The 15,016-nt window shown below is 47.2% G+C and carries 16 protein-coding genes; 15 read left to right on the forward strand and 1 reads right to left on the reverse strand.

All coding sequences use genetic code 11. The annotated features are described in order from the left end of the window. Positions 1-133 precede the first annotated feature (133 nt). The 14 genes from mnmG (at position 134) to A7981_RS00415 (ending at position 12,816) form a co-directional block, all read left to right on the forward strand. Positions 134-2,032 (forward strand): tRNA uridine-5-carboxymethylaminomethyl(34) synthesis enzyme MnmG, encoded by a 1,899-nt coding sequence (mnmG, locus tag A7981_RS00350; protein ID WP_067266307.1) that lies wholly within the window; start codon positions 134-136, stop codon positions 2,030-2,032. Next, entirely contained in the window at positions 2,029-2,706 is a 678-nt protein-coding gene (rsmG, locus tag A7981_RS00355; protein ID WP_067262418.1) for a 16S rRNA (guanine(527)-N(7))-methyltransferase RsmG, read from the forward strand. The genes mnmG and rsmG overlap by 4 nt, the downstream gene beginning before the upstream one ends. A 3-nt stretch (positions 2,707-2,709) precedes the next feature. Further along, positions 2,710-3,495, forward strand: a complete 786-nt coding sequence (locus tag A7981_RS00360) for a ParA family protein (RefSeq protein WP_067262421.1) — start codon at positions 2,710-2,712, stop codon at positions 3,493-3,495. A 48-nt stretch (positions 3,496-3,543) separates the two neighbouring features. Continuing rightward, positions 3,544-4,395, forward strand: a complete 852-nt coding sequence (locus A7981_RS00365) for a ParB/RepB/Spo0J family partition protein (protein ID WP_067262425.1) — start codon at positions 3,544-3,546, stop codon at positions 4,393-4,395. Positions 4,396-4,529: 134 nt separating this feature from the next. Next, positions 4,530-4,922, forward strand: a complete 393-nt coding sequence (locus tag A7981_RS00370) for an ATP synthase subunit I (protein ID WP_067262428.1) — start codon at positions 4,530-4,532, stop codon at positions 4,920-4,922. Positions 4,923-4,934: 12 nt separating this feature from the next. Further along, positions 4,935-5,777 carry a F0F1 ATP synthase subunit A gene (gene atpB / locus A7981_RS00375; RefSeq protein ID WP_067262430.1) on the forward strand — a complete coding sequence of 281 codons (843 nt, stop codon included), beginning with the start codon at positions 4,935-4,937 and terminating at the stop codon, positions 5,775-5,777. 39 nt (positions 5,778-5,816) lie between these two features. After that, entirely contained in the window at positions 5,817-6,092 is a 276-nt protein-coding gene (atpE, locus tag A7981_RS00380) for a F0F1 ATP synthase subunit C (protein ID WP_067262434.1), read from the forward strand. Between the two features lie 43 nt (positions 6,093-6,135). Beyond that, on the forward strand, positions 6,136-6,606 hold the full coding sequence (locus A7981_RS00385) for a F0F1 ATP synthase subunit B (RefSeq protein ID WP_067262437.1): 471 nt from the start codon (positions 6,136-6,138) through the stop codon (positions 6,604-6,606). A 6-nt stretch (positions 6,607-6,612) separates the two neighbouring features. Continuing rightward, positions 6,613-7,149 (forward strand): F0F1 ATP synthase subunit delta, encoded by a 537-nt coding sequence (locus A7981_RS00390; RefSeq protein WP_067262441.1) that lies wholly within the window; start codon positions 6,613-6,615, stop codon positions 7,147-7,149. Between the two features lie 10 nt (positions 7,150-7,159). Further along, complete coding sequence (gene atpA, locus A7981_RS00395; RefSeq protein WP_067262444.1) at positions 7,160-8,701, forward strand: F0F1 ATP synthase subunit alpha; 1,542 nt, start codon at positions 7,160-7,162, stop codon at positions 8,699-8,701. A gap of 29 nt (positions 8,702-8,730) precedes the next feature. Then, positions 8,731-9,600, forward strand: a complete 870-nt coding sequence (gene atpG, locus A7981_RS00400) for a F0F1 ATP synthase subunit gamma (protein ID WP_067262448.1) — start codon at positions 8,731-8,733, stop codon at positions 9,598-9,600. A gap of 92 nt (positions 9,601-9,692) precedes the next feature. Next, entirely contained in the window at positions 9,693-11,108 is a 1,416-nt protein-coding gene (gene atpD, locus A7981_RS00405) for a F0F1 ATP synthase subunit beta (RefSeq protein WP_067262451.1), read from the forward strand. Between the two features lie 28 nt (positions 11,109-11,136). Then, entirely contained in the window at positions 11,137-11,565 is a 429-nt protein-coding gene (locus A7981_RS00410) for a F0F1 ATP synthase subunit epsilon (RefSeq protein ID WP_067262454.1), read from the forward strand. A 99-nt stretch (positions 11,566-11,664) separates the two neighbouring features. Beyond that, a complete protein-coding gene (locus tag A7981_RS00415) occupies positions 11,665-12,816 on the forward strand; it encodes a class I SAM-dependent methyltransferase (protein ID WP_067262458.1) in 1,152 nt (383 codons plus the stop codon). Here the strand turns inward: A7981_RS00415 and A7981_RS00420 are convergent, their stop codons facing one another. Beyond that, complete coding sequence (locus A7981_RS00420) at positions 12,817-13,506, reverse strand: YoaK family protein (protein ID WP_217234043.1); 690 nt, start codon at positions 13,504-13,506, stop codon at positions 12,817-12,819. Between the two features lie 128 nt (positions 13,507-13,634). Here A7981_RS00420 and glmU point away from each other — a divergent pair, with 128 nt between their 5' ends. Next, positions 13,635-15,008, forward strand: a complete 1,374-nt coding sequence (glmU, locus tag A7981_RS00425) for a bifunctional UDP-N-acetylglucosamine diphosphorylase/glucosamine-1-phosphate N-acetyltransferase GlmU (RefSeq protein WP_067262462.1) — start codon at positions 13,635-13,637, stop codon at positions 15,006-15,008. Positions 15,009-15,016: the final 8 nt, after the last annotated feature.

A 15,016-nucleotide genomic window follows, 5' to 3' on the forward strand; every position in this document is an offset into this window, starting at 1 on the left:
ATTAGCCTTGCGTAGTCTCAAATCCAATATCAAAACGCTTAATGTTTCACGTGAAACATTAACTATCACATGACGTGCATCGCGCTTTGCAGTAACATACCCAACCTTACGGCTGATTTAAGTGTAAATGCACATGCAATTCCCTGAAAAATTTGATGTTATTGTGGTTGGCGGCGGTCATGCTGGTGCCGAGGCAGCCCTTGCTGCTGCTCGCATGGGGCAAAAAACACTGCTGCTTACGCATAATATCGAGACTTTGGGGCAAATGTCTTGCAATCCATCGATTGGTGGTATTGGTAAAGGGCATTTGGTGAAAGAGGTGGATGCACTTGGTGGCGCCATGGCGGCTGCTACTGATGAAGGTGGCATACAGTTTCGCATTCTGAACTCCAGCAAAGGCCCGGCAGTCCGTGCTACGCGGGCTCAGGCAGATCGTGTGCTTTATAAGGCGGCCATTCGTCGTCGTTTGGAAAATCAGCCTAATCTTTGGTTATTCCAACAAGCCGTAGATGACATTATCCTGAATGGTGAAGAGGTCGCTGGCGTGGTGACGCAAATAGGCTTGCGCTTTGAGTCGCGAGCGGTAGTGTTGACAGCGGGCACCTTTCTGGCCGGTTTGGTACATGTTGGCTTGTCAAATTATCAAGCCGGGCGTGCTGGTGATCCTCCCGCGGTTTCTCTGGCGGCCAGACTTCGTGAGATTGGTTTGCCAGCAGGCCGTTTGAAAACCGGTACCCCGCCACGTATTGATGGTCGGACAATTGATTATTCTGTCATGCAGGAGCAGCCGGGCGACAATCCTTTGCCTGTATTCTCATTCCTAGGCAATGTGCAGCAACATCCGCAGCAAGTGCCTTGCTGGATCACACATACCAATGAAAGAACGCACGATATCATCCGCAGTGGTCTTGATAGGTCACCGATGTATACCGGCGTGATTGAAGGGGTTGGGCCGCGTTACTGCCCTTCTGTTGAAGATAAGATCCATCGTTTTGCGGATAAAGAATCGCACCAGATTTTTCTAGAGCCTGAAGGCTTAACAACGAATGAGATCTACCCTAATGGAATCTCAACCAGCCTGCCGTTCGATATTCAATATCAATTAGTACGCTCTATTCGCGGACTTGAGCATGCACATATCTTGCGCCCGGGGTACGCGATTGAGTATGACTACTATGATCCACGTGGCCTTAAGAATTCGCTAGAAACTAAAATGGTAAAGGGTTTATTCTTTGCCGGCCAGATCAATGGTACGACCGGGTATGAAGAAGCTGCCGCACAAGGTTTATTGGCTGGTGCGAATGCAGCTTTATATTCAAAAGATGAGCCTAGCTGGTGTCCTGCACGCGACCAAGCATATCTGGGTGTGTTGGTTGATGATTTGATCACACGGGGCGTCAGTGAGCCTTATCGTATGTTTACCAGCCGTGCAGAATACCGTTTGCTGTTGCGGGAAGACAATGCTGATATGCGATTGACGGAGGCTGGTAGAAAGATCGGCTTGGTTGATGATATCCGCTGGGAAGCATTTTCCCGCAAACAGGAAGCCATTCAACGTGAGCAGGAAAGGCTTAAGCGTACTTATATTCATCCCCAGCATTTAACGAAAGCTGATGCTGAGCGGGTGCTGGGCAAAGAGATTGAGCGTGAATATTCCATGTTTGAATTATTGCGTCGTCCAGAAGTAAGCTATGAAGCGCTACTCACTTTGCCAAATGCTGGCGAGGGGGAGTCTGATATTGATGTTCGCCAACAGCTCGAGATAGCAGCTAAATATCAAGGCTATATTGATCGCCAGTATGAAGAGGTTGAGCGTAGTCGTGGCAATGAAGATACCAAATTGCCTGACGATTTGGATTATAAAGATGTACATGGGCTATCTATCGAGGCGCAACAAAAATTGAGTGCACATCGTCCTCAAACACTAGGGCAGGCTGGCCGCATATCTGGCATTACCCCTGCTGCTATCTCATTGTTACTGGTTTATCTAAAACGTAAAAACCGAAGCAAAAAAACGGATATCGCTGCATGAGTGTTGCTCAAATCGCTACATGGGCTGAGAGCTTTCCCTTTGCTTCGCTTGAGGCAAAATTAAAGCTAGGGTTGGAGCAAGCGAATATCGTTTTGCCCGATGCTGCTTGTGAAAAGCTAATGGTCTATCTCGCCCTCTTGCAGAAGTGGAACAAAGTGCACAATTTGACGGCTGTGCGCGACGCTGAGGAAATGGTGACCTTGCATTTGCTGGATAGCCTCGTGATTCTGCCCCACGTAAATGGCGAGAGATTGTTGGATGTGGGTAGCGGCGCCGGGTTGCCAGGTATTCCCTTGGCGATCTGTCTGCCTGATCTTAAAGTAACCGTAATGGATTCTAGCCAGAAAAAAGCCAGCTTTATGCGTCAGGTAAAAGCGGAGTTGAATATTCCTAATCTCGAGGTGATGTGTGGCCGGGTCGAGCAGTTCAAGCCAAAAGAGAAATTCGATATCGTGGTGTCGCGGGCTTTTTCTGAAATCTCCCTTTTTATCAAGCTGACCAAGCATCTCATTAAAGATAATGGGCAATGGCTAGCGATGAAAGGGGTTTATCCAGAGGGTGAGCTTGCCCAGATCGATGCAAAGCCGTCACAGATAGTTCCATTAAGCGTGCCAGGGTTGGATGCACAACGACATTTGGTGTTTATTCCTTTTAGTCATCTCGGGGTGGTTTAAATCATGCGAATTCTCGCCATTACCAATCAAAAAGGTGGGGTAGGTAAAACCACCACGTGCGTGAATCTGGCAGCTAGCTTGGCCGCGACCAAACGCCGTGTATTGCTGATCGATCTTGACCCTCAGGGGAATGCCACCACCGGTAGCGGCATAGAAAAGACGACGCTGAAAAATACGATCTATCATGTGCTGATTGGCCAAAAGACATTCAAAGAGGTAATTCAAACCTCTGAAAAAGGGAAATTTGATATCGCCCCTGCCAATCGTGAGTTGGCTGGTGCAGAGGTCGAGCTGGTGAATGAGATCGCCCGTGAGACAAAACTTAAACACGCATTCGTTGAGCTTGGCGATAGCTATGATTATGTGCTCATCGATTGCCCCCCTGCCCTCAATCTTATTACCGTCAACGCCCTAACAGCAGCGCACGCGGTGATGATTCCGATGCAGTGCGAATACTATGCCTTGGAGGGTTTGTCAGATTTGGTGAATACCATCAAGAAAGTCCGTGCGCATTTAAACCCAGGGCTGGAAATCGAGGGCTTGTTGCGTACCCTTTTCGATAACCGCAATATGCTAGCGCAACAAGTGTCTGCTGATCTTTCGCAGCATTTCGGCGACAAGGTCTATCGTACGGTGATACCGCGTAATGTTCGCTTGGCTGAGGCGCCTAGTTTTGGCGTGCCTGTGTTGTTTTACGACAAAGCATCTAAAGGCGCTAAGGCTTATCTGGCGCTGGCTGGTGAAATCATAAGCCGTGCAAAGCGCGCCGCAAAAAGCGCGACTGTATAAATAAATAACTCGATTCATCACACGATTTAAAGAATATTAGGAATATCGATGGCAAAGCTTAAAGGTTTGGGACGTGGTTTAGATGCATTACTTGCAGGGGATGTCGGCAGTGTCGGCGAGGCTGACTCGCTGCGCATGCTTAAGGTTGATCAACTTCAACCTGGTAAATACCAACCGCGTACGCACATGGATGAGGCTTCGCTTGCTAGCCTAGCGGATTCGATCAAGGCGCAAGGCATCATGCAGCCTATTGTGACGCGTCAGGTAGCACCCGATCGTTTTGAGATCATCGCTGGTGAAAGGCGTTGGCGTGCTTCTCAGTTAGCTGGATTACAGGAAGTGCCTGTCATCGTGCGCGAGATTCCTGATGAATCTGCCTTAGCGATGGCCTTGATAGAGAATATTCAGCGCGAAAATCTTAATCCTCTGGAAGAGTCGACTGGTATCAAGCGCCTGATCGATGAGTTCGGCATGACGCATGAAACCGCGGCTCAAGCCGTTGGCCGTTCTCGTAGTGCCGTGACCAACCTCCTCCGTTTGCAAAATCTGCATGCGATTGTTCAAGATAAGCTCATGCATAGCCTGATTGATATGGGGCATGCGCGTGCGTTGCTGGGTTTGCCAGAGGCCAAACAGATTCTCGCTGCAGAGCAGATCGTGCAAAAAGGCCTCTCGGTACGTGATGCCGAGCAATTAGTAAAAAGATTGTCTAGTGAAGCCAAAAAACCTGCGCCAGCAAAGACGGCTGATAAAGATGTGCTGCGATTACAAGAAGACATCGCAGAAACGCTCGGTGCCGATGTCAAAATCGAAACCTCAAGCAATGGCGCGGGGACCGTGAAAATTCGTTATTCCAGCCTGGATCAGCTCGATGGAATTATCGCGAAATTAAAAGGTTAGGCTTGACTTAATACCGATTAAACAAGACAATCACGGGCTTTTCACGGTTAGCTAAATGCGCTGTAATAAATTTTCTTAGCGGGATACCCGTTTAAGCGTAGCGATGCGGCGCTTATAAATGTAGATAGTGAACAATGGAAAATAACAAAACAGCATCCGTGTACAAGCAAATGGCAAAGTGGCAGATCATGGCGACTTTGTTGGTAGCAGTAGCAGCATTTTTAATTGCAGGCATCCATGGCGCAGTATCTGCGCTGGCGGGGGGTGGTTCTGCAATAGTAGGTGGATTCGCGGCGTCATTAATAGCCAAACGCAGCGAGCGTAATAAAGAGGCTGGAGCCATACTAATTGGCTTACTAAAAGCAGAAGCGGTCAAGATTTTTACGATCATAGCGCTGCTATTTATAACATTTAAAGTTTACTCGGATAAATTGGTGCCCCTAGCGTTGATCGTTGGTCTAGGCGCGGCGGCGATTTTGTCTGGGGCGGCAGTAACTGCCTTAAACGATGAAAAAAGTGAAATATAGGGTTTTGATGTTATGGCGACACACGAATCAACAATGACACCATCAGGTTATATAGCCCACCACTTATCTTTTAATACAAAGTCGGTAGGTGACGGTAGCTTTTGGACATTGCACCTTGATACATTGATCATGTCCGGTATTCTGGGCATCGTTATCTTTGGTTTGTTATGGTGGGTAGTCCGTGGGGCGACGTCAGGTGTACCGACCAAACGCCAAGCGTTTGTTGAATTGTTGATCGGTTTCATCGACGATCAAGTCAAGAATATCTTCCACGGCGACCGCCACAAATTTATTGCGCCTGCCGCACTAACAGTATTTGTCTGGGTGTTGATGATGAATGCCATGGATTTCTTACCTGTGGATGTAATGGGTAAATTCTACGGATTTATCGGTCTTCATGAGTGGCGCAGCGTACCGACTTCAGACGTGAATGCGACATTCGCACTTGCACTATCTGTATGGTTGTTGATGATCTTCTTTGCTATCAAGGTTAAAGGTATCGGCGGCTGGATTCACGAATTATTCTGTTCTCCGTTCGGAACACCTAATTTCAAGAGTATTTGGGGTATCTTGTTTGGCTGGTTGTTGCTTTTAGCCAACTTCGCATTCAACCTGATCGAATACATCTCAAAACCGCTTTCACATTCACTCCGCTTATTTGGCAACATGTATGCGGGCGAAGTGATTTTCTTGCTGCTCGGTCTCTGGGCAGCAACTGGACTAACCGGCACCATATTTGGCGCAATCCTCGGTGCAGGCTGGTCGATTTTCCATATTTTGATTGTCGTGCTACAAGCATTCATTTTCATGATGCTTACTGTCGTCTATTTGTCGATGGCGCACGAAAGTCACTAACTTAAGTAGTAACAAACCTCAATAGCGAAAGGAAATACGATGGAGAGTTTACAATTAGTTGCCATGATTCAGGCATACACAGGTGTTGGTATTGGCCTGATCATTGGTCTAGGTGCTGCTGGTGCCTGTATCGGTATCGGTATCATGTGTGCGAGCTTCTTGGATGGTGCTGCACGTCAACCAGAAATGATCCCTGCTTTGCAAGGTAAAGTATTCCTGTTGTTAGGTCTTATCGATGCTTCATTCATTATCGGTGTTGGTCTGGCTATGATGTTTGCGTTTGCAAACCCATTGTTAAGCGCTGTCGCTGTTTAATCAGGGCTGTTCTAGCCAATAGGCTTAACAGTTAGGAGTAAAAATGAATATTAACCTGACACTATTTGCACAAGCCATTTCATTTGCTGTATTGATCTGGTTCACAGTGAAATTTGTTTGGCCGCCTTTATTGAATGCGATCGAAGTGCGTCAAAAAGAGATTGCTGATGGACTGGCTGCTGGTGAGCGCGGTAGAACAGAATTAGAGCAAGCCTCTAAGCGTTCTGCTGAAGCGATCAACGATGCTAAACAACGTGCTGCTGAGATCATTGCGCAAGCTGAAAAGCGTGCTACTGATCTTGTAGAAGAAGCCAAGGGCAACGCAAAAGCTGAAGGCGATCGCATCATCACTGGTGCTAAAGCTGAAGTTGAGCAAGAAGTGAATCGTGCTAAAGAAAGTCTGCGTCAACAGGTTTCAGAACTAGCGATTGCTGGTGCTGAGAAGATCTTGCGTAAAGAGATCGATGCGAAGGCGCATGCTGAAATCTTAGACGCTATTGCGAAAGAGCTATAAGACATCATGGCTGAAGCGATCACCATAGCAAGACCTTATGCCTCAGCAGTGTTCCGCTTGGCAAAAGAAAAGAAATCGTTAGCGGCTTGGTCAGGTGAACTGGCCTTGCTTGCTGCAATCGCATCCAATGAGCAGATCAAGCTTTCGATTGATGATCCTAAATTAGACGCTGTTGAACTTGAGGCACTAATCCTCAAGATCGCTGAAGGTAAGTTAGGTGAGCAAGCTGTCAACTTGGTAAAAGTCTTGGTTGAATATGGTCGCCTTGCCTTGTTGCCTGAGATTGCAGCTGCCTATGAAGATCTAAAAGCGCAGGATGAAGGAACGTTAGAAGCAGAAATCACTGCGGCAGCGAAACCAACAGATGCGCAAGTGAAAACCGTGGTCAAGCAATTAGAAGCGCGGTTCGGTAAAAAGATAGAAGCACAAATTAAGTTAGACCCACAGATTATTGGTGGAATCAAAATTGTTGTCGGCGATACGGTCATTGACGCCTCAGTCCGTGGCCAGTTGCAAGAGCTGGCCTACACGCTGAAAGGTTAGGAGATTAGGAATGCAGTTATCTACATCAGAAATCAGTGAGCTGATTAAAAGCAGGCTGGAGAATTATTCCACGACTGCTGAAGCACGTACTCAAGGTACCGTGATTTCAGTTACAGACGGTATTGTTCGTATTCATGGCTTGTCCAATGTAATGGCAGGCGAAATGATCGAATTCCCGGGCAACACTTTCGGCTTAGCACTCAACCTCGAGCGCGACTCTGTCGGTGCCGTGGTTCTGGGTGATTATGAACACATTACAGAAGGCGATACCTGCAAATGTACAGGCCGTATTCTGGAAGTGCCAGTTGGTCCAGAGTTAATTGGTCGTGTGGTGAATGCACTGGGTCAGCCGATTGATGGCAAAGGCCCGATCAATGCCAAGTTAACTGACAAGATTGAAAAGATGGCGCCTGGTGTTATTGCGCGTCGTTCTGTTTCACAACCTGTACAAACAGGTATCAAGGCGATCGATTCCATGGTTCCAGTTGGCCGCGGCCAACGTGAGCTGATCATTGGTGACCGTCAAACTGGTAAAACAGCGGTAGCTGTTGATGCGATCATCAACCAAAAAGGTCAAAACATGACCTGTATCTATGTAGCGATCGGCCAAAAGGCATCAACAATCGCTAACGTAGTACGCAAGCTTGAACAATACGGTGCGCTGGAATACACGATTATCGTTGCAGCTTCAGCATCTGATTCAGCAGCATTGCAATACATCGCACCATATGCTGGTTGCACGATGGGTGAATACTTCCGTGACCGTGGTCAAGATGCATTGATCGTTTATGATGATTTGACCAAGCAAGCGATTGCTTATCGTCAAATCTCATTGCTATTGCGTCGTCCACCAGGTCGTGAAGCTTATCCAGGTGACGTGTTCTATCTACACTCACGTTTGCTTGAGCGTGCTGCTCGTGTGAATGAAGACTATGTTGAAGCTTTCACCAAAGGTGAAGTTAAAGGCAAGACAGGTTCATTGACCGCATTGCCTATTATTGAAACACAAGCTGGTGACGTTTCTGCGTTCGTTCCAACTAACGTGATCTCGATCACGGATGGTCAGATTTTCTTGGAAACAGACTTGTTCAATGCTGGTGTACGTCCTGCGATCAACGCCGGTATCTCGGTATCTCGTGTTGGTGGCGCTGCGCAAACTAAGGTGGTTAAGAAACTTGGTGGCGGTGTACGTCTGGCATTGGCTCAGTATCGTGAATTGGCAGCTTTTGCGCAGTTCGCATCTGACCTTGATGAATCTACACGTAAGCAACTTGATCGTGGTCGTACCGTAACAGAACTGATGAAGCAGGCACAATATGCGCCATTGTCAGTGTCTGAAATGGCAATCACCTTGCAAGCAGCGAACAAAGGCTATTTGGATGATGTGCCAGTGAATAAAGTATTGGCATTTGAGTCTGCGTTACACGCATTCATCAAGTCTAAGTACAAGGCATTGTCTGACAAGATCGAGCAGACGCTTGACCTTTCAAAGGACGACGACAAAGCATTGTCTGATGCCATTGAAGATTTCAAGGCCACTAGTGCTTATTAATAGCGCGCTTATTCTAGCCGGAGTTAAAAATGCCTGGTAGCAAGGAAATACGTACCAAGATCAAGAGTGTTGAAAATACACGCAAGATCACTAAGGCGATGGAGATGGTCGCTGCATCCAAAATGCGTAAAGCGCAAGAGCGGATGCGTGCGGCTCGTCCATATGCTGAGAAGATTCGCAATGTAGCAGCGCATTTATCACATGCTCAAGCTGAATACCGCCACCCTTTCTTGATAAAGCGTGACGTTGTTAAGAATATCGGTTTGATCGTGGTGACATCTGATAAAGGTTTGTGTGGCGGCCTAAATACTAACGTATTGCGTATCACCATCAACCAGATGCAAGCATGGGAAGCGCAGAATCATGGTGTGCAGATAAGTGCAGTTGGTAACAAGGGCCTGAGCTTTATGGGCCGTATCAATGCCAATGTTAAGTCACACATCACAGGTCTCGGCGATAAGCCACAGATGGAAAAGCTGATTGGCCCTGTGAAAGTGATGCTGGATGCATATGTTGCTGGCGAAATCGATCAGCTCTATATCGCATACAACCGCTTCATCAATACCATGAAACAAGAGTCAGTGTTGGAGCAATTACTGCCATTGTCTGGTGACAAGGTCGGTGCTCCGGCTGGTCATTGGGATTATATCTACGAACCGGATGCACAAGTCGTCGTTGATGATTTGATGGTGCGTTATATCGAATCATTGATCTTCCAAGCGGTTGCCGAGAACATGGCATCCGAGCAAAGCGCACGTATGGTAGCAATGAAGTCTGCTTCTGATAATGCGAAGACCGTGATTGGTGAATTGAAATTAGTTTATAACAAAGCGCGTCAAGCTGCGATTACCAAAGAAATCTCGGAAATCGTCGGCGGTGCAGCGGCAGTATCAGGTTAAAAGTATTTAAGTAAGAACTACTCAGCATGCTTACATAGGTAAGCATGGGTTATACAAGCAGTATAAACACATAAGTTTAGAGGGAATCTCAAATGAGTGAAGGTAAAATTGTTCAGTGTATCGGCGCCGTAGTCGACGTCGAATTTCCGCGTGATCAAATGCCCAAGGTATATGAAGCCTTGCTGGTGAGCGATGAAGGTTCTACGGCTGAAGTTGGTCTGACCCTCGAAGTTCAACAACAACTAGGCGATGGTATCGTGCGTACGATCGCCATGGGCTCAAGCGATGGCTTGCGTCGTGGTACGGTTGTTAAAGCGACAGGCGCTGGTATCTCTGTACCAGTAGGTACTGCGACACTTGGCCGCATTATGGATGTGTTGGGTCGCCCAATCGATGAAGCTGGCCCGATCGCTACTGAAGAGCGTCGTGAGATCCACCAGAAGGCCCCTGCTTTTGATGAGCTATCTCCTTCTGTGGACTTACTTGAAACAGGTATTAAAGTGATCGACTTGGTATGTCCGTTCGCTAAAGGCGGTAAAGTTGGTTTGTTCGGTGGTGCTGGTGTAGGTAAGACCGTGAACATGCTTGAGCTGATCAACAACATCGCAAAAGAACACTCAGGTTTGTCAGTATTCGCTGGTGTAGGTGAACGTACTCGTGAAGGTAACGACTTCTACCACGAAATGGCAGAAGCTGGCGTTATCAAACTGGATAACCTTGCAGAATCAAAAGTAGCCATGGTGTTTGGTCAAATGAACGAACCACCAGGAAACCGTTTGCGCGTTGCGCTTTCTGGCTTGACGATGGCTGAGAAATTCCGTGACGAAGGTCGTGACATTCTGTTCTTCGTTGATAATATTTACCGTTACACGTTAGCTGGTACTGAAGTATCTGCGCTGTTGGGTCGTATGCCTTCTGCTGTGGGTTATCAACCTACATTGGCTGAAGAAATGGGTCGTTTGCAAGAGCGTATCACTTCAACTAAGACTGGTTCTATTACTTCTATCCAAGCGGTTTATGTGCCTGCGGATGACTTGACCGACCCATCACCAGCAACGACTTTCCAACATTTGGATTCAACCGTTGTGTTGTCTCGTGATATTGCTTCATTGGGTATTTACCCTGCGGTTGATCCATTGGATTCTACTTCACGTCAGCTTGACCCATTGGTTGTTGGTGAAGAGCACTATGGTGTTGCACGTAGCGTACAACAAACATTGCAACGCTATAAAGAGTTGCGCGACATTATCGCGATTCTGGGTATGGACGAATTGGCGCCTGAAGATAAGCTTGCAGTAGCCCGTGCACGTAAGATTCAACGTTTCTTGTCCCAGCCTTTCCACGTTGCTGAAGTGTTTACTGGTGCACCAGGTAAATACGTATCGCTAAAAGACACCATTAAAGGCTTCAAAGGTATTGTGAATGGTGATTACGATCATCTGCCTGAGCAAGCTTTTTACATGGTTGGCGGTATCGAAGAAGCTGTGGAAAAAGCGAAAACGCTTTAATTAGCCGGCAATCAGATAGGTAAACCACATGGCAACAACCATACATATAGATGTCGTAAGTGCAGAAGAGTCGATCTTCTCTGGTGAGGTTGAGTTTATTGTGGCTCCAGCATTGATGGGTGAAGTGGGTATCTATCCAAAACACGCACCATTACTGACTACAATCAAAGCAGGTGCTTTACGCATCAAGTTAGCTGACGCAAGTGAAGAACAACTGATCTTCGTTTCTGGCGGCATACTTGAAGTTCAGCCAGGTATCGTGACCGTGTTAGCTGATACAGCGATTCGCGGGCATGATTTGGATGAAGCAAAAGCGCTTGAAGCTAAGCAACTTGCTGAAGAAGCAATGAAGAACAATACTTCTGAAGTGAATTATGCGAAGGCACAAGCTGAATTGATGGAGGCCTTAGCGCAATTGCAGGCAATTGAGCATCTACGCAAGGTCGGCAAGCGCTAATACGATAAGCAATGCACTAATATGAAAAGGTAGCGTAAGCTACCTTTTTTATTGGACATCAATCCTGATTGATTCGTCTGAACAATCTTTAATATCGAAATGAGTAGTGATTTGACCAAATACGAAAGCATCAGCTGGGTAGAAAATAATCGACAGCATGCTGCCAGATGGCGTTCGGAGAATGGAACCGCTGTCCCCAAACGGGTCGAGGTCATTGATGACACGATGACAGCAGATATTGCCTACAGATTGGCATGTGAAGGGACGGCTTTGCTCTGGCGTGGCGATTTCCAGAATGCGCGTCAATTATTGCAGGCGATGGCAAGGCGTATCGAGAGTAAACCGCGAAAATCAAAGCAGGCTAAAGTGGTGTCGATCACCGAGACATTTCATCTTCACCGACAAGCTCAGGCGCAACGTGCCCGCACGCTGGGTATGCTATTAGTGGAAGTTGGGGTGCAGCATGTAATCAACTTACGCCGGGCGCCTGACATCCGCGAAGCTGCAGAGCAGTTATTTGGCGCTGGCGATAAGCATTACGTAATCTCATTGCGCGAGTTGCTCGGTATCATCGGTGCTTATGAATGGCGTAAGAAAGGCGTCGATATACCCGCATTGGGAGATCGTCGCATACATCCGCATTATGGGGTGTTCTCTCCTGTACGCGGCGAGTACGTAAATCTGGTTGCCGAAACGCCTCTACCTTCAATGGAGCTTGCATTCGATATTGGCACAGGTAGCGGAATACTGGCTGCAGTACTTGCGAGTCGTGGTGTAAAACGTGTTATTGCGACTGATCAAGATACGCGTGCGCTAAATTGTGCACGTGAGAATATCAAGACGCTTGGTTTCAAGAATGTTGAGATTGCGAATGTGGACATGTTCCCTGAGGGGCGTGCGCCTTTGGTGGTATGTAATCCGCCTTGGATACCTGCAAAACCTAGTTCACCTATCGAATATGCTATCTACGATCCAGATAGTCGTATGTTAAAAAACTTCTTGAATGGCTTGGCAGCGCATTTAACCCCTAAGGGCGAGGGTTGGCTGATACTTTCAGATATCGCAGAGCATTTAGGTTTAAGAACACGTGATCAATTATTGCAGTATTTCAACGAAGCCGGTTTAGAGGTCATCGCCAAGATAGATACACGCCCGCATCATCCTAAAGTAATGGATAAGGATGACCCGTTGCATAAGGCACGTGCGGCTGAAGTGACTTCGTTATGGCGATTGGCAGCCATTAAAAAATAATCAGGCAGCTTTTCTATTAGGCCAAAGTAATAGTAATGCGGCGACCAATATGCAAACTGGAATAAATAGCGCTGCATTATGTAGTCTGATCGTAGCAAAAGCGCCGATGAGGGCACCTAATAAAAAGCACAGACAGATCAGGCCAAATAACTTGGCCTCTCTAAAAGCGAGTGGATTGCGTGGCCCTACGGTGCCTTTGAATAATGCTTCAATGCTGCGGCGCAGATTACCTGTTGTCATCACTGAGTTATAAGGTAACGATTCGATATGCGTGAAGCTAGAGTTCTGCATTGCAGCGACAAAAGCGATACCCGGTACCAACCAGTTGCTGGGAAAGGTGTCTGGCAGGAATGCGCCCATGAGCAGAAAGATAATCTCCAGGCCCAGACAAGTGAGCGGCGGATTTGCAAAATATTTTTTAAATTGTGGTAAGCGCATGCAATGCGCAATAAATACCCCAATGATAAACGCGATGATAGGCGGTATATGGCGAAATGCCTGCGCCCAATCGGCTTCAGCGGTGTATACCCCTAAAAGCACGATATTGCCGCTCATGGCGTTGGCAAAGACATTACCGTGACCAACATAGGTGAATGCATCAAGAAAACCGCCTGAGAGCGTTAGTAAGGCAGCAACGCTCATGGAGTTCTCAGATAAAGGGGATGTCGTGGCTATTTTTACCATCATCATATTTCAGTGAATACCAAGAGCCTAGCCGAATTCTTAAAAGTGCGCTACTTGCGCGTATCAGTCGCGGTAAAGCGTGCATTGTGGTTTAATTCTATCTTTGCAAATAATATCTTTTGCGCATCTAATTTATGTCTAAATCCCTGCTTAATATCGTGATCCTCGCTGCGGGCAAGGGCACGCGTATGCATTCGAACAAGCCGAAAGTATTGCATCATCTTGCGGGTGAGCCATTACTGGCACATGTTTTGAAAAGTGCAGCAGCATTAAATCCTGAAAAAATAGTCGTTGTATACGGCTATGGCGGTGAGGCAGTGCCTCAAGCGTTCGCCGATAAGCGTATCACATGGGTGAAACAAACAGAACAATTGGGTACGGGTCATGCTGTTCAGCAGGCAGTACCTTATCTTGATGATGATGCAACGACCTTGATTTTATTGGGCGATGTGCCTTTGATCAGTGCTGCGCACTGTGAAAGCTTGGTTGCGCAGGCGCATAGTCAATTAGCGCTCTTGACCTTCATTAAGCCTGACCCTACAGGGTATGGCCGTATCGTGCGAGATGATCAAGGTAATCCTGCCAGCATCGTCGAGCATAAAGATGCAACAGATGCGCAACGCGCTATACAAGAAGTGAATAGCGGCATCATGGCGGTGTCGAATCAGTATCTAAAGCCATGGTTATCACAGTTGAACAACGAGAATGCCCAAGGCGAATATTACCTGACTGATATCGTTGCCATGGCAGCTAACGATCATGTCACGATAGCAGCTGAGATCTGTGATGATGAATGGCAAGTCGCTGGCATCAATTCAAAGCAGGATCTTGCATCGGTCGAGCGAGTTTACCAAATCAGATATGCACAAAAACTCATGGCAACTGGTGTCACTTTGGCTGACCCGGCACGTATTGATATTCGTGGCGAATTGAATACTGGTCAAGATGTCGAGATTGATGTCGGTTGTGTATTTGAGGGTAACGTGACTATTGCTGATGGCGTTAAGATCGGCGCATACTGCGTGATCAAAGATGCTTCTATCGGTGCAGGTACGGTTATTTCTCCCTATACGCATATTGATCAGGCAAAGGTAGCGAATGATTGCCGTATTGGCCCTTATGCGCGCTTACGACCGGGTACGCAATTGAGCGCCAGCACACATATCGGTAACTTCGTTGAGATCAAGAATAGCCAGATCGATGTCGGTAGCAAGGTCAACCATTTGAGCTATGTCGGTGATAGTACGGTGGGAAAATCGGTGAATATTGGCGCAGGTGTGATCACCTGTAATTATGACGGCGTGAATAAGTCGCGTACGGTGATTGGCGACCATGCATTCATCGGTTCTGATTCACAGTTGATTGCGCCTGTAACGATTGGCGCTGGTGCTACTATTGGTGCTGGGTCAACGGTAAGTAAAGATGCGCCTGCCGATCAATTGACCGTTGCCCGTGCAAGACAGGTAACGATCAATAATTGGAAACGTCCTGAAAAGACCAAGAAGTAACTTATTAA

The organism is Methylovorus sp. MM2 (assembly GCF_001648895.1).
Taxonomy (GTDB): domain Bacteria; phylum Pseudomonadota; class Gammaproteobacteria; order Burkholderiales; family Methylophilaceae; genus MM1.